The sequence below is a fragment of the Salinibacillus xinjiangensis genome, from assembly GCF_009649735.1.
Lineage (GTDB): Bacteria > Bacillota > Bacilli > Bacillales > Alkalibacillaceae > Salinibacillus > Salinibacillus xinjiangensis.
Window position 1 is genome coordinate 26,997 of record NZ_WJNH01000016.1, and the last position, 19,865, is coordinate 46,861.

At 40.3% G+C, this 19,865-nt stretch carries 23 protein-coding genes; 16 read left to right on the forward strand and 7 right to left on the reverse strand.

The genetic code is table 11. The features are described from left to right. Nucleotides 1-76 precede the first annotated feature (76 nt). The 6 genes from GH754_RS17640 to GH754_RS17665 all read left to right on the forward strand — a co-directional run bounded on the left by GH754_RS17640 (nt 77) and on the right by GH754_RS17665 (nt 4,525). Complete coding sequence (locus GH754_RS17640) at nt 77-625, forward strand: NADPH-dependent FMN reductase (protein ID WP_153729977.1); 549 nt, start codon at nt 77-79, stop codon at nt 623-625. Nucleotides 626-1,070: 445 nt separating this feature from the next. Further along, a complete protein-coding gene (locus tag GH754_RS17645; protein ID WP_153729978.1) occupies nt 1,071-1,970 on the forward strand; it encodes a glycine betaine ABC transporter substrate-binding protein in 900 nt (299 codons plus the stop codon). Nucleotides 1,971-2,060: 90 nt separating this feature from the next. Then, on the forward strand, nt 2,061-2,615 hold the full coding sequence (locus tag GH754_RS17650) for a thioredoxin family protein (RefSeq protein ID WP_153729979.1): 555 nt from the start codon (nt 2,061-2,063) through the stop codon (nt 2,613-2,615). Between the two features lie 37 nt (nt 2,616-2,652). Continuing rightward, a complete protein-coding gene (locus GH754_RS17655; RefSeq protein WP_153729980.1) occupies nt 2,653-3,249 on the forward strand; it encodes a class I SAM-dependent methyltransferase in 597 nt (198 codons plus the stop codon). Between the two features lie 129 nt (nt 3,250-3,378). After that, nucleotides 3,379-3,891 carry a GNAT family N-acetyltransferase gene (locus tag GH754_RS17660; protein ID WP_153729981.1) on the forward strand — a complete coding sequence of 171 codons (513 nt, stop codon included), beginning with the start codon at nt 3,379-3,381 and terminating at the stop codon, nt 3,889-3,891. Between the two features lie 22 nt (nt 3,892-3,913). Next, the gene (locus tag GH754_RS17665; protein ID WP_153729982.1) at nt 3,914-4,525 is read left to right on the forward strand and encodes an FMN-binding negative transcriptional regulator; all 612 of its coding nucleotides are present in this window, start codon (nt 3,914-3,916) and stop codon (nt 4,523-4,525) included. 70 nt (nt 4,526-4,595) lie between these two features. Here GH754_RS17665 and GH754_RS17670 read toward each other — a convergent pair whose 3' ends face one another. Together GH754_RS17670 and GH754_RS17675 are read right to left on the reverse strand one after the other, a co-directional pair. Further along, on the reverse strand, nt 4,596-4,775 hold the full coding sequence (locus GH754_RS17670) for a hypothetical protein (RefSeq protein WP_153729983.1): 180 nt from the start codon (nt 4,773-4,775) through the stop codon (nt 4,596-4,598). 61 nt (nt 4,776-4,836) lie between these two features. Beyond that, nucleotides 4,837-5,442, reverse strand: coding sequence for a TetR/AcrR family transcriptional regulator (locus GH754_RS17675; protein ID WP_153729984.1), 606 nt, complete (start codon nt 5,440-5,442; stop codon nt 4,837-4,839). 163 nt (nt 5,443-5,605) lie between these two features. On the opposite strand from GH754_RS17675, the gene GH754_RS17680 reads away from it, so the two are divergent. The 4 genes from GH754_RS17680 (at nt 5,606) to GH754_RS17695 (ending at nt 10,218) form a co-directional block, all read left to right on the forward strand. Next, a complete protein-coding gene (locus GH754_RS17680) occupies nt 5,606-6,343 on the forward strand; it encodes an SDR family NAD(P)-dependent oxidoreductase (protein WP_153729985.1) in 738 nt (245 codons plus the stop codon). A 27-nt stretch (nt 6,344-6,370) separates the two neighbouring features. Continuing rightward, nucleotides 6,371-7,141 (forward strand): SDR family NAD(P)-dependent oxidoreductase, encoded by a 771-nt coding sequence (locus GH754_RS17685; protein WP_153729986.1) that lies wholly within the window; start codon nt 6,371-6,373, stop codon nt 7,139-7,141. Nucleotides 7,142-7,521: 380 nt separating this feature from the next. Further along, nucleotides 7,522-8,412, forward strand: coding sequence for a fructose bisphosphate aldolase (locus GH754_RS17690; protein WP_153729987.1), 891 nt, complete (start codon nt 7,522-7,524; stop codon nt 8,410-8,412). A 138-nt stretch (nt 8,413-8,550) separates the two neighbouring features. Next, nucleotides 8,551-10,218, forward strand: a complete 1,668-nt coding sequence (locus GH754_RS17695; protein WP_153729988.1) for a ribonuclease J — start codon at nt 8,551-8,553, stop codon at nt 10,216-10,218. 131 nt (nt 10,219-10,349) lie between these two features. Here the strand turns inward: GH754_RS17695 and GH754_RS17700 are convergent, their stop codons facing one another. Next, nucleotides 10,350-11,063 carry a DUF2161 domain-containing phosphodiesterase gene (locus GH754_RS17700; RefSeq protein WP_153729989.1) on the reverse strand — a complete coding sequence of 238 codons (714 nt, stop codon included), beginning with the start codon at nt 11,061-11,063 and terminating at the stop codon, nt 10,350-10,352. A 170-nt stretch (nt 11,064-11,233) separates the two neighbouring features. Here GH754_RS17700 and GH754_RS17705 point away from each other — a divergent pair, with 170 nt between their 5' ends. Next, the gene (locus GH754_RS17705; protein WP_153729990.1) at nt 11,234-11,491 is read left to right on the forward strand and encodes a hypothetical protein; all 258 of its coding nucleotides are present in this window, start codon (nt 11,234-11,236) and stop codon (nt 11,489-11,491) included. Nucleotides 11,492-11,750: 259 nt separating this feature from the next. On the opposite strand, the gene splB is transcribed toward GH754_RS17705, so the two are convergent. Together splB and GH754_RS17715 are read right to left on the reverse strand one after the other, a co-directional pair. Then, a complete protein-coding gene (gene splB, locus GH754_RS17710; RefSeq protein ID WP_153729991.1) occupies nt 11,751-12,779 on the reverse strand; it encodes a spore photoproduct lyase in 1,029 nt (342 codons plus the stop codon). After that, a complete protein-coding gene (locus GH754_RS17715; RefSeq protein ID WP_153729992.1) occupies nt 12,772-13,029 on the reverse strand; it encodes a transcriptional regulator SplA domain-containing protein in 258 nt (85 codons plus the stop codon). The genes splB and GH754_RS17715 overlap by 8 nt, the downstream gene beginning before the upstream one ends. Nucleotides 13,030-13,143: 114 nt before the next feature. On the opposite strand from GH754_RS17715, the gene GH754_RS19765 reads away from it, so the two are divergent. The 3 genes from GH754_RS19765 to GH754_RS17730 all read left to right on the forward strand — a co-directional run bounded on the left by GH754_RS19765 (nt 13,144) and on the right by GH754_RS17730 (nt 15,060). Beyond that, nucleotides 13,144-13,956, forward strand: coding sequence for a lysozyme inhibitor LprI family protein (locus tag GH754_RS19765; protein ID WP_228550302.1), 813 nt, complete (start codon nt 13,144-13,146; stop codon nt 13,954-13,956). 283 nt (nt 13,957-14,239) lie between these two features. Further along, the gene (locus GH754_RS17725; protein ID WP_153729993.1) at nt 14,240-14,512 is read left to right on the forward strand and encodes a hypothetical protein; all 273 of its coding nucleotides are present in this window, start codon (nt 14,240-14,242) and stop codon (nt 14,510-14,512) included. A gap of 110 nt (nt 14,513-14,622) precedes the next feature. Beyond that, nucleotides 14,623-15,060, forward strand: coding sequence for a hypothetical protein (locus GH754_RS17730; RefSeq protein ID WP_153729994.1), 438 nt, complete (start codon nt 14,623-14,625; stop codon nt 15,058-15,060). A 46-nt stretch (nt 15,061-15,106) separates the two neighbouring features. On the opposite strand, the gene GH754_RS17735 is transcribed toward GH754_RS17730, so the two are convergent. Both GH754_RS17735 and GH754_RS17740 read right to left on the reverse strand, forming a co-directional pair. Next, nucleotides 15,107-16,036: a threonine ammonia-lyase gene (locus GH754_RS17735; protein WP_153729995.1), complete on the reverse strand. Its 930-nt coding sequence runs from the start codon at nt 16,034-16,036 to the stop codon at nt 15,107-15,109. A gap of 147 nt (nt 16,037-16,183) precedes the next feature. Next, nucleotides 16,184-17,086, reverse strand: coding sequence for an ArsR/SmtB family transcription factor (locus GH754_RS17740; RefSeq protein ID WP_153729996.1), 903 nt, complete (start codon nt 17,084-17,086; stop codon nt 16,184-16,186). A 121-nt stretch (nt 17,087-17,207) separates the two neighbouring features. On the opposite strand from GH754_RS17740, the gene GH754_RS17745 reads away from it, so the two are divergent. Further along, nucleotides 17,208-18,125 carry an alpha/beta hydrolase gene (locus GH754_RS17745; RefSeq protein WP_153729997.1) on the forward strand — a complete coding sequence of 306 codons (918 nt, stop codon included), beginning with the start codon at nt 17,208-17,210 and terminating at the stop codon, nt 18,123-18,125. 510 nt (nt 18,126-18,635) lie between these two features. After that, nucleotides 18,636-19,811: an MFS transporter gene (locus tag GH754_RS17750; protein ID WP_323742092.1), complete on the forward strand. Its 1,176-nt coding sequence runs from the start codon at nt 18,636-18,638 to the stop codon at nt 19,809-19,811. The last annotated feature ends 54 nt before the right edge of the window (nt 19,812-19,865 follow it).

Here is a 19,865-nt window from a genome sequence, read left to right on the forward strand (position 1 = left end):
GGTTTTTAATTATAAGATTAAAATACGATTAGTGTTTAAATAGACTAGTAACTACGCTAATAGGAGGCATAAGCAAATGAAATTCGTAGCACTTGTAGGAAGTATTCGCAAGGAATCCTATAATAAAAAACTTGCGAAATATATCAAAATTCGCTATCAAGAAAAAGCAGAGATTGATATTTTACCGATTGAAAATCTTCCACTGTTTAACCAAGATGAAGAAGAAAATCCACCAGCAGTAGTTGAGGATTTTAAGCAAAAGGTGGCAGATAGTGATGGTCTGATCTTTGTTACGCCAGAATATAATCATTCGGTTCCAGGTGTTTTGAAAAATGCGATTGATTGGTGTTCAAGAGTAGATAAAGTAATGGTGAAGAAGCCTGCTATGATCGCAGGGGGTTCTATCGGTGTACTTGGGACAGCGCGAGCCCAAATGCACCTGCGCCAAATTTTAAACTCTCCGGGAGTATCTGCACTGACCCTTCCAGGAAATGAAGTATTTATTGGTGGGATCCAAAATAAGATGGATGATGATGGGATTCTAAGTGATGAGTCGACAATTGAATTTATCGATAATGTCATGAATAATTTTATCGATTGGGTGGATAAAACGAAAAGGTTATAAGCTTAAATCACCCACATAATACCTAAAAAGAAGTAGCTCAGTTTTGGCGTACATGATTGTACCCTTAATTGAGCTACTTTTTCATACTCATTATATAAATATAACAAATTGGCAGTGTCAGTAAAGGGAGGTACGTCCATCCTGTTTAATGGTATGTATAGAAAAATCGTAATCAGTAAAACAAATATCTAACCTAACTACCTTTTACTATAAAATGGTAATGTGCTTACTGAAAAGCTCTTATGTTTATTTTAATTGGAGTATTTTTAAGTAAATCAGTGTGATTCTATGTGTCAGTTTAATATATTGGTAGAGTATTGTCATTACACATAATAATCTAAAAATATGAATCATTTTGGACTTTGAGTATGTATTTAGCAAATGTGAAAATAATAACATATGCAATTAGCGAAATCATACATCATCATCAAGGAGGAAATACTTAATGTTTAAAAAACTATCATTACTAACATCAGCTGTAGCCTTAGCTGTAGGTTTAACAGCTTGTGGAGGAAGTGAAGAAGACACCAATAATGAAAATGCTTCTGTTGGTGAAAAGCTTGAATATACGATTACGGGAATTGATCCAGGTGCTGGGATTATGGGTCAAGCTGAGGAAGCATTATCTGAGTATGGTCTAGACAATTGGGAGATTCAAGAAAGCTCTGGCGCGGCCATGACTGCGGAATTGGATAGAGCCATTACGGAAAAAGAACCTATCATTGTTACAGGCTGGATTCCACACTGGAAGTTTTTTGAGTATGATTTAAAGATGCTTGAAGATCCAAAAGGTGTGTTTGGCGGTGAAGAGAACATAAACACGCTTGTACGAAAAGGATTAGAAGAAGATCTTCCAGGAGCTTATACCTTCTTCGATCAATTTGAATGGGAGCCAGAACACTTACAGGACGTTATGTTGAAAATTGAAAAAGGTCAAGGAGAACAAGAAGCGGCAAAAGAATGGGCTAGCGAAAATGAAGACTTAGTTAAATCTTGGGTTGAAGGTGCTGAGCCTGGTAACGGAGCGGAAGTGAAAGTGACTTATGTTGCCTGGGCTGACGTTATTGCTAGTTCAAATGTTGTGAAATACGTATTGGAAAATGAACTGGATTATAAAGTGGAATTAGTCCAAGTTGAACCAGGTCCAATGTTCGCTAGTGTTGCGGATGGAAGTGCGGATGCGATGGTTGGTGCTTGGTTACCATCAACACATGACGCTTATATGAAAAAGTATAAAGATGATTTAGTGGATTTAGGAGTTAACCTGACTGGTACACGCAATGGTCTTGTTGTTCCTAAATACATGGAGATTGATTCCATTGAGGACTTAAAGGAATCTAAATAATGATGTCACAAAATCCCCCTTGACTATGGGGGGGTTTTTTGCATTTCCAGATGCTCATGATTACAATGGTGGTTAAATAGAGGTGATGAAATGAAAACGGAAGAGCAATATTTTATCGAAGGAAAGACTATTCAACAATATATGAACAACATGGGCAAGCTAAAAGAGGAAAGCTTTCATGTATACGAGCAGTTTCTAGTGCCTGATGATGGTTTTACGGACGAGCTTAAAAAGCATTCTCTACACTTTTTAGTGATTACGGAGGATTGGTGTGGGGATGCTATGATGATCAATCCGGTGATTCGAAAGGTTGCTGAAGCGGCGGGAATTGATGTGCGCGTGACATTAAGAGATGAAGATACAGACCTGATTGACCGTCATCTTACAAATGGTGGACGAGCGATTCCGATTGTGTTGATATTAAATGATGAGGGAACACTAGTTGGAAAATGGGGGACACGCGCACCTGAAGTTCAACGTATCGTCGATGATTATCGAGCCACACTTCCGGAAAAGGATGATCCTGCATTTCCTGAAAAGCAAAAGGAAGTATTCGGGAAGCTGCAAAAGAGATACGCTGAGGAAGAACAGCTTTGGAACTTTGTTTACGAGAGCTTTAAGAAAACGGTGTTGGAGATTATTTAAAAATACTATGGATACCTAAGAAATCGAGGAGTAGTTTATGGAAAATAACGTCTTTGAACAGCTGGCCAAACGATATGATACAGAAGATCGAATTGCATTAGCTAAGGTTATAACGAAAGAAGTAAGATCAGAATTACAAAACAGTCAAACGAAATCGTTAATCGACTATGGAAGTGGGACGGGTCTCATCAGCTTAGAATTAGCAGATTTAGTAGATTCTGTTTTGTTGGTCGATTCATCAGAGCAAATGCTGGAGGTTGCGAAAGCCAAGATTTCTCAAAAAGGGTTGACCAACTCGAAGGTACTTCAATCTGATTTTACACAAGAAGAACCAAATCTTATGGCAGATATTGTTTTCATGTCATTAGTCCTCCTACATATTCCAGATACGAAAAAAATTTTACAAGCATTGTTCAACATTTTAAATAGTGAGGGCAAGCTTATCATTGTGGACTTTGACAAAAACGATCAAATTAATCATCCCAAAGTTCATAACGGTTTTTCGCATGAAGAATTGAAAAAGAGTTTTTCAGAGGTTGGATTTCAATCAACTGAAATTAAGACGTTTTATCACGGAGAGCGGATTTTTATGAACAAGGACGCCTCGATGTTTATTGCGAGTAGTATAAAGTGATTTGAGTAAAGCCTAATTTTTAGATGAAAATTAGGCTTTAGCTATGTTTGTGGGGGGCTTAGAGCATTACTTATCTGAATTTTTGTGTTAATATGGAAAGGAAAGTTTTGAAAAAGGAGCGCCTAAAGAATGAGGATAAAAAAATGCACCATGAAGGACTTGCCCATCCTTCAAGACATTAGTTATGAAACGTTTTATGAGACATTTAGCAATCAGAATTCACCTGAAAATATGAAAGCCTATCTAGATAAGGCGTTTAACCAGAAGCAACTAACTAAAGAATTGTCCAATGACTCCTCCCATTTCTTTTTTGTTTATGTGAACGATGAAGTTGCTGGATATCTAAAGGTTAATACTGATGATGCTCAGACTGAAACAATGGGGTATGAAGCCCTTGAAATTGAAAGAATTTATATAAAGTCAAAATTTCAAAGGCATGGTCTTGGTCAGGATCTGCTTGAGAAAGCGATGGAAATGGCCGTAAAAAATCATAAAAAGAAAATTTGGCTAGGTGTATGGGAAAAGAATGAAAAGGCTATTGCTTTTTATAAGAAAATGGGGTTTGTGCATACTGGGTCCCACTCGTTCTTTATGGGTGATGAAGAACAAACGGACTTGATTATGACAAAATCCATTGTTTAATTTTTATGTAAGGGGGAGTTTGATGTACATTCCTAAGCACTATAAGGTAACGGATTTTGAGGAAATCAGAGAGTTTATTCAGGGGAACTCATTTGGAACAATCGTTACGACACAACAGGGTAAACCGATTGCTACGCATTTGCCTTTAGAATTACATAAGCAGGGAGACGATTACTACATAACTGGACATATGGCCTATGCTAACCCACAATGGCGAACATTTGAGGGTGGCAATGAAAATGTTCTTGTCATGTATCAAGGTCCACATGCTTATATTTCATCGTCTTGGTATAAGACAGATGATGTACCCACTTGGAATTATCAATCTGTCCATGTGTATGGAACAGGTAGTATGATGAGTGAACAAGAATTGGAGGAAGACCTGATTCTTCTGTTGCAAAAATATGAAAAACATCGCAAGAATCCAGCTTTGTGGGAGAATCTTTCTTCACAAACGAAAAAACAAATGAAAGGAATTGTTGGATTTAAAGTAAAAGTGGAGGAAGTTCAAGCTGCTTATAAGTTAAGCCAAAATCGAAGTGAAGAGGATTATCAAAATATCATTGAGAGGTTATATGAGGAAGAGGATTTGGCTGGTAAGGAATTGGCAGATGTGATGAAAAATAGAGATTGAAGACCGACTCCTTGGAGTCGGTCTTGTTATTCGCTAAACAGGCTGTATGTAAGTAGTTTTCATTTCTTCGTTAGTCGATAAAATCCATGTTAGCCGTTTTGGACTTTCTAGCTTTTTTAGCTTTCTTCTTGTGAGCACGATTTGCATTGGCACTGCCAAATTCATTTGCAAATTCGGAATCGGTTTTACTTGAATCAAAGCCTTGCTTGTTTTTCTGTTGTGGGTCATTTTTTTTGGTTCTTTTCGCCATGGTTTTACCCTCCTTTTTGCTTTTAGTATGTAGAAAGGAGGGGGAAATATTCTGAACGTTGTCATTCATCTCCGACATACTTCAACGACTTTATATGAGTCTTCGCCAAATGAATCACTTCTTGGATAAACTCCTCCTGGGTTTCCTTGAACCCGTTGTGAATCCAGTTCAATATAAGACCATAAAATCCATAGGCTGTGTAGCGTGTGAAATAATCCATATTGACTGGAGTATCTTGAAAGGTTTCGAAAATAAATTTTTCTTGATAGATTTTTAGAATCGTTTGTGGAAATTGGGTGTGTAATCCCGGTATGGTGTCCTCGTATTGAACCAGCTCAAAAAAATCTCGGTTCTCATAAATGTATGAAATTATATAGAAGGAACCGGCATTGAGCTTAGTTGTCGATACAGTTCGTCCTGGTACATACGGTCTCCCAACAGATTTCTCCAGCCCCATCAGCATGGACTCCATTAAATCTTCAGTTAATTCATACTTATCCTGATAATGAATATAAAAAGTACTCCGATTATAGTCTGCATGTTTCACGATGTCTTTAACAGTGACAGCATGAAATCCCTTTTGTTTGATGAGAGCAATGAGTGCGGTTTGAAAATCTTCTCTAGTTCGGTTTTGTCGTTTGGTTGTCATGACATGATTGCTTGGCATAGCTAAAACCTCCAAAGAATAGACAGATTTATATGAAGTGTCTATAAAATAGACAGGTGTTCTTAACTTGATGATTGGTTCTTGATTTTTGATTGATTAAAATGGAATTGTAAGCATTTACATTATGTTTCTTCACATCTCTATTATACTGGAGGAATTCATTATGGGGAAATTACAAGATCAAGTCGCCATCATCACAGGTGGTGCATCAGGTATTGGTGCAGCCACAGCACGCTTATTCGTTCAAGAAGGAGCGAAAGTGGTACTCGTCGATTTAAATGAAGAAAAAGGAAAAGCGATGGAGCAAGAACTAAAATCTCTGTCGGCAGAAGCGCTTTTTGTCAAAGCAGATATTACAAGCGAAGAAGATGTCACTAATATTTATAAACAAACGATAGACACATTCGGTAAAGTCGATATTCTGTTTAACAATGCAGGTATTGGCCGTACGCTACCCTCTCATGAGTTGGAGTACTCGGAGTGGAGAAAAACCGTAAACGTGGATTTAGACGGTGTATTCCTAGTGGCACGTGGAGCCATTCGGGAAATGCTAAAAACAGGTGGCGGAACCATCGTCAATACGGCTTCCATGTATGGCTGGGTAGGGGCACCTGGGAATGCAGCTTATAACGCAGCCAAAGCAGGTGTCATTAACCTAACACGTTCACTCGGTCTTGAGTATGCAGACCAAAATATTCGAGTGAATGCCCTGTGCCCGGGATATATCGATACACCAATCATACCAGCAGAAATTAAGCAAGAATTAGCTCAAGCCACACCAATGAAACGTCTAGGACAGGCAGAGGAAATGGCAAAGGCTGTATTATTTATGGCTAGTGATGATTCAGCATTCATGACAGGTAACAGCCTTATTGTGGATGGTGGATTTACAGCACAATAAAACAAGAGAAAAAAGGAGCGATCAGTTATGCGATTTAAAGACAAGGTTGTACTAATTACAGGTGCTGCAGGTGGAATTGGCATTGCAGCCGCTCAAGCCTATGCTAAAGAAGGGGCTAAATTAGCGCTAGTAGATTTAAAGCAAGAACCTTTGGAAAAAGCAGCAGAACAGATAGAGGCTCAAGACAAGCTACTACTTACTGCTAACGTGTCCAATGAGGAAGAGGTTAAGGGTTTTGTTCAAAAGACAAAGGATCATTATGGTCGCATTGATATCTTTCTAAATAATGCGGGGATCAATGGAGAATTTCATAATATTACCGACCAAACAGAGGAAAATTTCCAAAACGTATTTGGTGTCAATGTCATGGGTGTTTTCTTCGGATTGAAATACGTGCTTCAGGTGATGAAAGAACAAAAGAGTGGGGCCGTTGTGAATACAGCATCAAACGGGGGACTTCTAGGTGCACCTGGAATGAGTGCCTATGTTGCTTCCAAACATGCGGTAGTCGGCTTAAACAAAACTGCTGCACTAGAGATGGCTGAATATGGTGTGCGTGTCAATGCTGTTGCGCCATCAGGTGTAAACACAGAAATGATGAGACGAATTGAGCAAAATGCAGCAGGCGATCAAGCGGAGGAAGCGCGTAAAGCATTCGAGGCTTCCGTACCTATGAATCGCTATGCAACAGCTGAAGAGATTGCGGATCTAATGGTCTTCCTATCATCTGATCAAGCATCCTTTATTAGTGGCTCTTACTACAGAATTGATGGTGGCCAAGGGGCTACGTCAGTTTAATAAGGTTTGTAAGTGGGGTCTGTCCTCGTGTGGGGACAGACCTTTTTCATTCATAATAGATTCCCTATATAGGATTGGATGGGTTTGGGTAAAAGTTGGAAAAATAGGCCTTGGTATATTAGGTCGAGTAATGTAGCTATGAAAATAATGATTAAGGTTAGAATTAGGATTGTTTTTTTCTTTTTAGATTGCATATTTAATGGTTCCTCTCCATAAGTGGAATATAGCTTAATTAATTTAGAATTATAACATTAACTTTGGATGAACAGTACTTAAAACCTTTCATAGACACCTGTTCACGAACTCCGAAAATGATACAATAGATATGGATAGTTCATAATCATGCAAAGACATCTAACTACTTAAAAGGAGTGAGATGAATGCAGGAGAAATTTTTTGAACAAATGAAGAACGGAAAAGGGTTTATTGCTGCACTTGACCAAAGTGGGGGAAGTACACCAAAGGCGCTTGCTGCGTATGGTGTGCCCGAGAGTGAATATTCCACTGAAGCGGAAATGTTTGATCTCGTACATGAGATGAGAACGCGAATTATCACTTCTCCATCATTTGATTCGGAGCATATTCTTGGCGCTATTTTGTTCGAGCAAACGATGGACCGTAAAATCGAAGGCCAATACACCGGGGATTACTTAGCCAATGAAAAGGGAATTGTGCCATTTTTGAAGGTAGACAAAGGACTAGCTGACATTTCGGATGGTGTTCAAAAGATGAAGCCAATCGATGACTTAGATGACAAGTTAGAGAGAGCCAACAAGCGCGGGATGTTCGGGACAAAAATGCGTTCGGTTATAAAAGAGGCCAATCACGATGGAATCAAAGAAGTGGTCGATCAGCAATTTGAAATCGGTAAAAAGATTATCGACGCTGGACTTGTTCCGATTATTGAGCCGGAAGTTGATATTCATAGTGCTGATAAAGAGCAGTCTGAAGAACTTTTGAAACAGGAAATCAAAAAACATCTTGATCAATTAGCAGAAAATGAATTTGTCATGTTGAAGCTTTCCGTTCCAACTGTGGCGAATCATTATCAGGAGCTTATTGATCATCCGCAAGTCGTTCGGGTCGTTGCTTTATCTGGTGGGTATTCCCGGGATGAGGCAAACCAAAAGCTAAAGGATAACGAAGGGTTGATCGCAAGCTTCTCCAGAGCATTGACCGAAAATTTAAATGTCAGTCAGTCAGACGAAGAGTTTCATGCAGCATTAAAAGAAGCCGTGGAATCGATTTACGATGCATCGGTGAACAAATAGGGAACAGGGGCGAACCCTGTTCCTTTTTTGTGCTTTAATCCTTTAACGCTTTAGTGAAGTGGGGGTCTGACCCTAAATAATTAGGACCCTAAATAATTAAGGGCATATTTAGCCATATTAATACTAGGAGGGATGAATATGCGTGAAAATGGCAATGCATTATCGGTTTTCGCTCTTGGTGGTTTAAATGAAATTGGCAAAAATATGTATGCCCTTGAATATAATAACGATATTGTACTAATTGATTGTGGGAATAAGTTTCCTGATGAAAGTTTATTAGGGATTGATTTAATCATCCCAGATATGACTTATTTGGTTGAGAATCAAGATCGAGTGCGTGCGCTACTGGTGACTCATGGCCATGAGGATCATATTGGTGGTGTCCCATTCTTCTTGAAGGAGCTCAATGTGCCCGTGTATGCAACGCGATTTACAATGGGACTGATTGAAATCAAGTTAAAAGAACACCGGCTGTTACGGGAAACAGAACGGATTGAAATTCACTCCGATTCAGAGGTGCAAATTGGGGACATGAAAATTACTTTTTTCAAGGTGAACCATAGCATTCCGGATTGTTTAGGGATTGTCATCAATACACCAGATGGAACGATCGTACATACAGGAGATTTCAAGTTTGATTTGACTCCTGCGAATCATGAGCGACCGGATATTCACAAGATGGCCAGTATTGGGAATGAGGGGGTGACACTTTTATTATCAGAGAGTACCAATGCGGAGCGCCCCGGTTATACGCCTTCTGAAGAAATAGTAGGTAAAAATTTAGAGCAGATTTTTATCGAGGCCAAACGAAAGGTTATTGTTTCTACTTTCGCTTCGAATATTAGCCGTATCCAACAGGTTGTCCATGCCGCTGAGAAGACCAATCGGAAACTTGCCTTGCTGGGTAGGTCGATGCTGAATGTCGTACAGGTTGCGATGGACCGTGGTTATATAAACATTCCGGACGAGATGTTGATTGATGTCCGTGATATTCATCAATTACCTCCAGAAATGGTGACGATTTTATGCACTGGCAGTCAAGGAGAGACCTTGGCAGCTCTAAGTCGCCTCTCAACGGGGAACTTTCGTGATGTGGAGATATTACCTGAGGATACGGTCATTCTTGCCGCTGGTCCAATCCCTGGCAATGAAAAGAAAGTCACGGGTATTGTAGACAACTTATATCAACTCGGTGCCCATGTTATTTATGGGTCGGGAAGTAGTTCAGGGATGCACGTGTCAGGGCATGGATATCAAGAAGATTTGCGACTCATGCTTACCCTAATGAAGCCGAAATACTTTATCCCTATTCATGGTGAACATCGAATGCTGCATCATCACCGCATGCTGGCAGAATCAGTCGGGGTAGAGGAAGGTCATACCTTTATTTTGAAAAATGGGGATGTTGTCGATATTGAAAACTCGAAGGCACGCAGTACGAGAACCATCCCGATTGATGATGCGTATGTGGACGGAGTGGACGTAGGCGATATGGAATTTGTATTGCGTGACCGTAAGCAAATTTCAGAGGAAGGTATGCTGATGATTATCATCCCGATGAACAAACACGATAAAAAGCTACTCACTGAACCCGAATTTATTTCCCGGGGATTCGTCGATCAAAATTTCTCAGAGCTCCGAAAAGGGATGAAACAGATTACGAAAAAAACGATCAACGAGCTGCGTGATGCAGATCGAAATTCGTGGAATATCATGAAAAAACGAGTAAAAAGAGCTGTAGCGAAATATGTAAAAGAACATACAAGAAAAGAACCGATGATTGTTCCGATATTGATGGATATATAGTCAAGGTCCTTGCTGGGGTCAGTCCCTCACTGCGTTAACGCGTTAATGTGGTGGGGGACTGACCCTGTTGTACACGAAGGACGCTAAGATTTATTGATGAAAAATGGGACGATGAACCTGTCCCTCCGTCCCTACCGCCGATAATATTCGACTAGCTCTGGGTATTGTTTTATCTCCAGTTTGCCTTTATCACTTAGCTCATAGACACCTCTTTTGATGCGGACAAACCAGCCGTAATAGTTTTTACTTAGGATGGATTGTGTTTTCTTTCCTGTTCCCATTTGGACTAAGGCCTTTGGGGATAGTTCGCCGTGTTGTTCTAGGTAGCTCGCAATTTGGATGCAATTTTCGCGATAGGCGGTCATGATCTGCTTTCGGCTGGAGCCACCAATATTATAATTCGCACTGCGCCCATTGATTTCTTTGATAATGGCTTGCCTTAGGTATTTGCCTTTCCCCATGCTGATGGGGCGATGAAATGGGGTTGGCTCCAGGGCCATTTCCACTCGAGTACGCTTTTCTGTAAAGGAAACGAGAATAAGTCCTAGCTCTAATCTTCGTAACAGGTGACAGGTGTCCCGCCACTTTTTGGAGCGGGGGTTGTGTTTTTTTGGTTTAGGAATCGCTACATAGACATGCTCCGTTAATCGCTGCCGTTTTGTTGCCTGAATGAGAAGATCCACACTTAGGTTTAACTTTAACTCCACGATAATTAACATCTCATCCTTCACAACAGCGATGTCACAGTCTTTAACCTCTCCGTAAACGTCGTAGCCCTTGCGTTTGAAATAGTTATGGATGGGTTGGTATAAGTCTGCCTCTTTTAATTTGGGTTTTTGTGTCATGTTAGCACCGTCCGGTAATAGATTACTAGAGTTATTTTATCATAATGGTCGTCCTTTGTAGTCAAAGTGAATCCAAATAATCCTCAGCTGCCTCCTTGGAATGAAAAATTTTATTCGTACCCATTTCATCTAAACGTAGCTCCAAGTAGGGTAATAAATAGGTAGAACTCGTGTATGAAAAGGGCGAAAAACAGGCAAATAAGATGTTTCATAAGGCGCTTTCTACCGATCAAGATGTTGTAAAATACCAATTTACAAAGGTGAACGCGAAATGGTACAGAGAACATTTCGCCTTTAACACAAGGGAATCACTTCAGCAGGTTCATGTTCCGATTCTTGCCATCATGTTTGACAAAGATTCCTTGTCAAACACCGAAACGCTAAAGGAGTTACCTCAATTAGTAAAAGGGCAATGTGAACCTATCTGATTGAGAATATGGAACATGGATTAAACCCCCAAACCAAACACTACTAGTGGGTCAGGGGGACAGGTCCCTTGACCCAGTTGCGGATGAAAAACGCTAAGCGATTTATGCTTAGCGTTTCTTTGTGTGTAATTTTAGCTTTTCGTCATTGTTATTTTGACTAAGAGGAAATTAAATATCCCAGGGAACAGAGGCAACCTATGCTCTCATATTTTATTTTGATGAAAAATGGGACGAGGGACCTGTCCCTCCGACCCAGTTCCTAGGTGAAGTATTCGATTCTTGAGTCGGGGAAGTATTTTTCAATATGGGAGCCTAATGTATCTTTTATGTCCTCCTGTTCATCTTTCTGATATACGTACTTCCAGATGCCGTATTTACCCCATTTTGTTTTTCGTTTGGTTTCGTCTAGTTCGAGCTTTGTCATGGGGTAGTTTTCCTGGATTACACGTTTGGCCGGCTTCGTAAATCTGTGTTGAATCATTTCAAAGGTAAGGTCTTTTTTAGCAAAATGGGGAAGTGTGGCTTCTAGTTTTTCAAACATTTCATGATATCCATCCTTCCACCCTTCATGCAGGTAAATGGGAGCAACGATGAAACCGAGTGGATAGCCTGCCTCTGCCACTTTTACTGCCGCCTCGATGCGATCATCCAATTTGGAGGTTCCTGGTTCGAAATATTTAATAACGTAATCTGCATTAATACTAAAACGAAAGCGGGTTCGGCCGTTATGGTTGGCATCTAACAAATGATCCACATGGGAAAATTTCGTGACAAAGCGAAGACGACCGTGATCGGACTCGCCAAAGTATTCAATCGCCCTTTTTAGGGTATGGGTTAAATGATCGACACCCACAATATCCGAAGTACAGGAGGCTTCAAAGCGGGTTGGCTCTGGTGCACGTTCTTTCATATATTCCTCTGCTGCATCAAAAATCTCATCCACATTAACATAGGTACGAATATACGGCTTGCTTCCCATTGTGGTTTGCAAATAGCAATAATGGCAGTGCCCCATGCATCCTGTGGCGAAGGGAATCGCATACTCTGCTGACGGTTTCGAGGTATCAAACTTCAATGTTTTCCGAACCCCGACGACTAATGTGGATTTTGCCGTTCGATACTTCTGAAAATGATTATCCCCAGGTAAATTACGGATTTGGTTATGCGAAGTGGTTTCCCTAATTTCAATCCCCATCTTTTCAAATTTATCAGCTAACTCTTTCCCCAAATCATATTCCAATGCACGTGGTTCAACATACACGAGCTGTGGGACAAATGGTTTAACCATCGAAGCGCGCATCCTCCACACCAAGAGTACCAAACGCTTCTTTATAGGCCTCTTCCGCTTCTTCCTCTGATTTAAATAATGCAAATTCATCGGATAGCGGGAAATAGTTTTCATGAGCAAAGAGTGCTAATTCATGGGGGTTGTCTGGATTCTCAACAATCGCTGCTTGTTGTACATGGGCAACGTCTTGAGCATGGGGATTTCGAATAATCATATAGACCACTTCACCAGGTTTAAAATTTTGATCCATTATTTCCACCTAACCTTTTTTGTCAGTTTGGGGATAGTATTGGTTAAAAAATAAGATATATGTGGGGGCGACTGGATAGGTTATGATAAAGTAATGATAGGGAGGGGCTATTTTATGAATAACGGTAGAAAAATTTTAATAACTATATTTGCTTTAGTTTTCGTATTATTAGCTGCTTGCCATTCACCTGATGAGCAAAGTAAAAGCGTTAGCGATGACGAAACAGAGGATTCATTAGAGGGTAAGGCGGAAGTTAGCGAAAAGAACGAAGACGAAGAACAAAATGAAGTTCTAGCAAAAAATGAAGCGGAACCATCAGAAGTTGAGAAAAATGGTCAAATTACAAATGGAGAGGAAGCTGTTCAATACTTAAAGCAACACTTAAAAGAGGGAAAGGACCCAGATATTTCATTTGGTACAGACGGGAAGCTTGAATCCGATGATTATGGATCGTTTTATACAGTCCAACTGGTAGACATCCCTTTACGGACATCGGGGAAAACGGGAAACTTAGGTTATTATAAGGTTTATCAAGATGGTACATATGAACCATATCAAGTGAGTTTTAGTCAAAAAGATGAATATCTTAAAAAACTGAATGATATCAAAATAGAGATGGAAGCTTTGCGTGAAAACTCTGAGGCTACAACTACATTAGCTATGGAGGAAGAGGAAGCGTATCGTTATGAAGTCTGGGATGTGGAATTGAACAAGATTTACGGAATTTTGAAGGAGCAGTTGAGTCAAGAGCAGTTTGACGAATTAAGAGAAGAACAGCGGAACTGGATCATCCAAAGAGATGAAAAGGCTAAAGAAGCATCGCTAAAATATAAAGGCGGTACAATGGAGTCATTAGAATATGTGGCTGCTCAAGCAAATCTTACTAGAGATAGATGCTATGAGTTAGTCGAGGATTATTTGATTTAACTTATACGAAAGACGCTAAGCAGCCCGTGCCTAGCGTCTTTCTGCTATTAATTTTTTGTCATCGCACCCATAAGTGTATTCATTTTATCTAAAATGGATCAGGGGGACAGGTCCCTTGACCCACTTTGGGAATTTCAGGAAGATTCGTCTTTAGCGCGAATGGTTGATGTATAATAAGGGTAGAAGTAAACCTTTGCAGAATCCGAATCACCAGGCGCTCGCTAGAATTTCAGTGCATGGTGTTTTGTGCTCATATCACACTAAAAAGAGGTAGGTGATCATTTTGCATCAAGGTGATGAAGTGTTTGTGACGAAATTAGGGAAGTATTATCATTACATGGATGATGATTGTCCAACTACATCCAGTATCCTCAAGGGAAAAAAGCAGGCGCAGAAAATAAAGGAAGAGGAAGCCAAGGCGAGGGGGTTGACCCTCTGTAAGCACTGTGCAAAAGAGTATGCCGAGGATTTGAAGGAAAGACAGGGGTGTGGCGCGGCAACAATATTTTTTCTAGGTGTTGTTGGAACTTTACCCCTTTTTCAGTTTTTTATTTAATTTGTGATGCAAGCTATCCTATTAACTTGACCAATTCTCCCGAGTAAAATCCGTAAAAGAATCCGATTTATATAACAATAATGGGGAAGATAAGGTCAAGGGGTGATAGGGTGGCAACCGTGTATTCAGGCGATAAATTGAAGAATTACTTACTCCAAAAAGACAATGACATTCAGACCATAAAGTTTGAATTGTATAATTTATCGGTAAAAGAAGAATCCATTGACGACTTATCTAATGCCAACTTGTATTTTTTGGCTAAACAAAAACCAATTCCCCTCGTGTATGAATGTAAATTATTCAAAAGCGCTAAAGAAGTAGAGGATTTTAGGAATCAACCATTAAAGGATTTCGAGCACGTTGTGTTGTATGAAATTCTAAAAGGAAAAGAAATAAATAAGTACAATGGCTTCTATGGAGAATTGGAGCTTGCAGAGTTTTACAGTAACCTGAAAAGCACGAAAAAGGTTAAAAAAGAGGATATTGATGAGAACAGTTTTTACATGTTTGTTGAGGATGTTATTTTGAAAATTAAGCTTGAGTTGTGAAAGAGGGTGGGCAGGTGGGACAGGGGACCTGTCCCCCTGACCCACTTCATTTCCCGATATCTACATTTCCTCCAGATAAAACGCATACTACGTTTTTATTCTGGACTCCTAATTTGCCATTCATAGCGGCTGCTACTGTGACGGCGCTGGAGGGTTCGATGAGCTGCTTCATGCGCTCCATGACAAGAAATTGTGCCCGCTTAATCTCTTCCTCGGAAACAAGTACAAGATCATCCAAGAATTTTTGTAAGACTGGGAAGGTCATACTCCCCGGTTGACTGGTTCTTAGTCCATCTGCAATCGTCGTTGTTCCCGGAATAGCGGTGATTTTTTTATTTTTTAAGGACAAATACGTATCGTTCGCTGTCTCTGGCTCTACCCCGATAACTTTTACCTTTGGCTTTGTTTGCTTAATGGCTGTTAAAATCCCTGATATTAAACCCCCACCGCCAATTGGAACGACAACCACGTCTACGTGATCCAATTGCTCCAAAATTTCGAGACCAATAGTGCCTTGGCCTGCCATAATCAACGGGTCGTCATATGGTGGGATAAACCAACCATTGTGTTCCGTTGCGAGTTTCTTGGCTCTTGGCAGCCTTTCCGCCGAAGTAGTCCCACACTTCTCAATTTGACCTCCATAGGCTTTGATTGCATTCAGCTTGCTTTCCTTTGCGTCGACAGGTACGACAATCGTTGCTGGTACGCCCAATTGATTTGCAATATAGGCAACGGCTTGACCGTGATTTCCGCTAGAGGCTGCCGTTATATATGTCGCTTCCCTTTGGACGGCCTGAAGCACCTTATTGGTAGCGCCGCGAATCTTGAAGGAGCCTGTTTTCTGCAAATGTTCCGATTTAAAGTACATTTCATTTCCGCAAATTTCACTGAGCTGTGAAGAATGTAAGATAGGAGTCTTGTGAATATACTTGGCAATGTTCTCCCGAGCTTGGAGAATGTCGTGAACGATGATCATTGGGCATTTTCCTTTCTTTTATGTATAGCTTTAATGGTAACACGAGAGGGAGAGTTTGTTCTTTGGAAATGAATATTTTTTTTGGAATAGTCTGATGTTTTCAGTAGCTGGATGGGGTGGGACAAGGGACCTGTCCCCCTGACCCGCTTATTCTACTTGCATAAGCTGAGTTATTTCGTTGTGTAATTCGTTTGAAAATCCTTTATGAGTTGTGTAATAAAACGTGTTTTTATCATCGGTAAGGAGGATATCAATCAGTCTTGCTGCTCTTAGCACAGAGAGATGGTGATGAATATTTCCTTTTGCCATGCCAATTTCCTTTACGATGTCAGTAAAGGTGGACGGCTGACTGGAAAGAAACTGTAGAATTTGAAGACGTCGCCTATCACTCAATGCTTTGGTAACTCTAATGACTTCATCAAAATGGGTGGTTGTTCTAGCTGGATAGGTAATAAACAACGTACCCTCAAAAGCATCCACTAAAGACATCGGTTGGAAGTGGTAGGCTGGTATTAGATAGACTTTTGTAAATTCATCTGTTTCCACCACAAAACGGCTTTCGGAGCGTACTACTTGCTCCGGTAATTCATTTGTAAGGCGGTGCTTAACCCTTGTCGCATCATGCTTTAATGCTTCGAGAAACCCTAAATCTAGCGTCTGAAAATATTGTTCGTTCCAACCCTGCAAGAGCTGAATGAATTGAGTACGCTCCCTATCAAGATCGCCAGGAACAGTCATGGATTCAGTGAGGTAGGGGGTAAGTAGATTATAAATATCCCCAGCTGACAAGGACTTTAACCACTTAAAAAATGCCGCCGTATCTTCTTTAACCGGACTCTGCGCGATTAACAATACAGATAAATCCTCGAAATATAGTTCTTCCTTTGCTTGTATACGATGCTTTAAATCTTCAGAGATCTTACTTTCTACATCTGATATCCATTTCGGACCTATATCTAAATACTTCAAATGGGTTTGCCTCTTATATAATGAAAAGCTTAATAACAATTCATAGACAGGTGAAAATAACGGTTCAACTTTAAAGGACAAGATGTTCCCTCCAGTGTTTTTCTTTTTATTGTATCATAATTGTCGTTAAAGTTATATTTATATTGACAGTTAATATTAGTTCAATTACCATTGAACTAAATAAAGGGTGAGGTGATTTGTTATGTCCGTTAAAAGTTTCACGAAAATCCAGCAAGAAGCTATCAGTTATGTGAAAAATAAGGAATATGCAGAAGCGCTTAATCTGTTAGAGAAGGCTAAGTCAACTTTTCCAGAGAAACTGGATAGACTTGGCCATTGGAGTGCAAATATTTATTGTTTGCAAGGAAAACAGCAAGAGGCAATCGCTGAACTTAGAGGAGTACTAGATGGTGGGATGTGGTGGAATCCGGAATTACTAGATTCAGATCCTGAGCTAAGCCCACTAAAAGACTCAGAGGAGTTTGAGCAGATTTTAGAAAAATGCAGGGGAAGATACGTGGAGGAGAAGGGGGCAGCTGCTGCTTCTTTACAAGTGGAAGGTGACCCAAAGTCATCAACTTCTATCTTTGCTATACATTGGAAAGGTTCAAATGCAAAGGAATTTGCTGCTCAATGGAGTGACCCAAGGCTTTTAAAAAACTACCTATTAGGATTTCCCCAATCTTCGCAATTGTTTAGCTATAACAGCTATTCTTGGGATGATGCAGCCATTGCGAAAGCGGACATAACAGATACTTTTAGGCAGTTTATGACCACCTATAATGGTAGAGATAAGAATAATATTCTTGCTGGTGCTTCCCAGGGTGGTAGGCTAGCCATGGAATTAGGTATACAAGGGTTCCGAGGGTTTATTGCACTTGTACCAGCGATTGAACATGTGAATTTTGCTGACGACTTTCAACCAGGTCCTGGAGTTAGAGGGTGTGTCATTACTGGGGATCAGGATCCTTTTTATGAAGCAACTTTAGATGCGATTGAACGATTAAAAGCAAGGGGTGTTCCGTGCAAATTAATTGTCAGAGAGGGGATGGGTCATACTCTGCCAGGTGATTTTGCGGAATTGGTGCAAGATGCGGTGGATTTTATTTTGGGTAAATAGTACATACAGTGGTGGTTTTAATAGAGCAGTTCAGAAAAATCCGGACTGCTCTATTGAATTTCTATACACTTATTGCAAAATCAACCTCTTATAGTTTCCCTTTTTCCTGCCTCAAAACCAATTCGAAAAGCCTCATATCCCAAATCTGAAATTTCTTGAAGGGGCCACTCATCAGGGATATAAACAACCTCAAAATCATTTAACCAATTCACGTTCCTTCTAATATACAGAACTACCTTGAACGCCTCCTGGTTAACCTCTACAATGTTTTTCTCAATTCATCCTTGTTCATGCGAATCATCCTTTCTCGTTCAAATTTCGGTGTGCAACATGGTGTTCACATTTTTATAAACGTTTGAGAGGATGAAAATCAGCCGGTTTTTCATTATAATTAGATTCGTATGCTGTTCATTAAGGCAATTTCTTAAAGTGAATAAGGCAGTAAGATGGTGGGACGAGGTACCTGTCCCTGTGACCCCCGTGTTTGCAGCGTAGAAAGGGCGGCTTTGTGTGGATAAACGTGTTTATTTTTTGATGGTTATTTCTTTTGTCATTGGGATGGTTGAGTTAATTATCAGTGGCATATTAGATTTAATTGCGGAAGATTTGGGTGTTAGCCTAGCGCAGGCTGGGTATTTAATTACGATTTTTTCTTTCATTTTTGCGGTTGCATCACCCATTTTATTGATTGCAACAGCGAAGATTGAACGTAAACGGTTGACGCTCGTTTCTTTGTTCATCTTTTTAATTGGGAATATTGTAACAGTCATCAGCCCTAATTATAGTGTTTTGTTTTTAGGGCGCATCATTACAGCAACAAGTGGTGCTTTGTTAATCATTTTATGTTTGGTATTAGCACCAACAATCGTAGAGCCAAAATATAAGGGACGAGCCATTGGAATTGTGTCGATGGGCGTTAGTGGTTCTCTTGTACTCGGAATACCGATTGGACTTATGATTGGGAATACTTTTGGCTGGCGTGGTCCGTTTGTCATGATCACGATTTTGACGGCCTTTTCCATTGTGGGGATTTTCTTTATGATGGACAGGGTTAAACCCAAGCCATCCATTCCCATTCGTGAACAGCTAGCTACATTAAGGAGTAAAAAGATTCTATTTGCACAGCTAACGACATTTCTATATATGGCAGGGCATACGGCTCTTTATGCCTATTTAAAGCCTTTTATTCAATCAACCATGGACCTCGATGGAACGTGGGTCAGTGTGATCTACTTCGCATTCGGGATTGCTGCAGTTAGTGGTGGCGGAATAGGGGGAGCATTAGCAGACATTTTTGGGTCGAAGAGAACTATTTTCATATCGATTTTGATCTTCTGTGTGGTCATGTTTGCAATTCCATACACGACGAACTATTTGGTATTTTTCCTGTTTGTGGTGTTAATCTGGGGGATGTTGAGTTGGGCAATCTCACCCGCGATGCAAAGCTATTTAATTGAAACCTCTCCAGAGACATCTGGTATTCAGCAAAGCTTGAATAACTCTGCTCTACACTTTGGCGTTGCCATTGGATCATTGATTGGTGGGGTAGTCATCGAGCAGCTGTCTGTAGAACTTACGACTACGATCGGTGGAATATTAATCGTTGGTTCACTTATTACGGCGCTTATTTCAATGCGTAGTGTTAGGAGAGTTAGGGGTGGGGAGGCCGTGCCGCAGACTCGGTGAATGGTTGAACCAGGTGTCAGGTAATTTGTTTGATGCCAATAGTGGGTCAAGGGA

What these genes read in the sequence shown, in the direction of transcription:
- GH754_RS17640 (WP_153729977.1), top strand. Translation starts at nt 77, where the DNA reads ATGAAATTCGTAGCACTTGTAGGAAGTATTCGCAAGGAATCCTATAAT.
- GH754_RS17645 (WP_153729978.1), top strand. Translation starts at nt 1,071, where the DNA reads ATGTTTAAAAAACTATCATTACTAACATCAGCTGTAGCCTTAGCTGTA.
- GH754_RS17650 (WP_153729979.1), top strand. Translation starts at nt 2,061, where the DNA reads ATGAAAACGGAAGAGCAATATTTTATCGAAGGAAAGACTATTCAACAA.
- GH754_RS17655 (WP_153729980.1), top strand. Translation starts at nt 2,653, where the DNA reads ATGGAAAATAACGTCTTTGAACAGCTGGCCAAACGATATGATACAGAA.
- GH754_RS17660 (WP_153729981.1), top strand. Translation starts at nt 3,379, where the DNA reads ATGAGGATAAAAAAATGCACCATGAAGGACTTGCCCATCCTTCAAGAC.
- GH754_RS17665 (WP_153729982.1), top strand. Translation starts at nt 3,914, where the DNA reads ATGTACATTCCTAAGCACTATAAGGTAACGGATTTTGAGGAAATCAGA.
- GH754_RS17670 (WP_153729983.1), bottom strand. Translation starts at nt 4,775, where the DNA reads ATGGCGAAAAGAACCAAAAAAAATGACCCACAACAGAAAAACAAGCAA.
- GH754_RS17675 (WP_153729984.1), bottom strand. Translation starts at nt 5,442, where the DNA reads ATGCCAAGCAATCATGTCATGACAACCAAACGACAAAACCGAACTAGA.
- GH754_RS17680 (WP_153729985.1), top strand. Translation starts at nt 5,606, where the DNA reads ATGGGGAAATTACAAGATCAAGTCGCCATCATCACAGGTGGTGCATCA.
- GH754_RS17685 (WP_153729986.1), top strand. Translation starts at nt 6,371, where the DNA reads ATGCGATTTAAAGACAAGGTTGTACTAATTACAGGTGCTGCAGGTGGA.
- GH754_RS17690 (WP_153729987.1), top strand. Translation starts at nt 7,522, where the DNA reads ATGCAGGAGAAATTTTTTGAACAAATGAAGAACGGAAAAGGGTTTATT.
- GH754_RS17695 (WP_153729988.1), top strand. Translation starts at nt 8,551, where the DNA reads ATGCGTGAAAATGGCAATGCATTATCGGTTTTCGCTCTTGGTGGTTTA.
- GH754_RS17700 (WP_153729989.1), bottom strand. Translation starts at nt 11,063, where the DNA reads ATGACACAAAAACCCAAATTAAAAGAGGCAGACTTATACCAACCCATC.
- splB (WP_153729991.1), bottom strand. Translation starts at nt 12,779, where the DNA reads ATGGTTAAACCATTTGTCCCACAGCTCGTGTATGTTGAACCACGTGCA.
- GH754_RS17715 (WP_153729992.1), bottom strand. Translation starts at nt 13,029, where the DNA reads ATGGATCAAAATTTTAAACCTGGTGAAGTGGTCTATATGATTATTCGA.
- GH754_RS19765 (WP_228550302.1), top strand. Translation starts at nt 13,144, where the DNA reads ATGAATAACGGTAGAAAAATTTTAATAACTATATTTGCTTTAGTTTTC.
- GH754_RS17735 (WP_153729995.1), bottom strand. Translation starts at nt 16,036, where the DNA reads ATGATCATCGTTCACGACATTCTCCAAGCTCGGGAGAACATTGCCAAG.
- GH754_RS17745 (WP_153729997.1), top strand. Translation starts at nt 17,208, where the DNA reads ATGTCCGTTAAAAGTTTCACGAAAATCCAGCAAGAAGCTATCAGTTAT.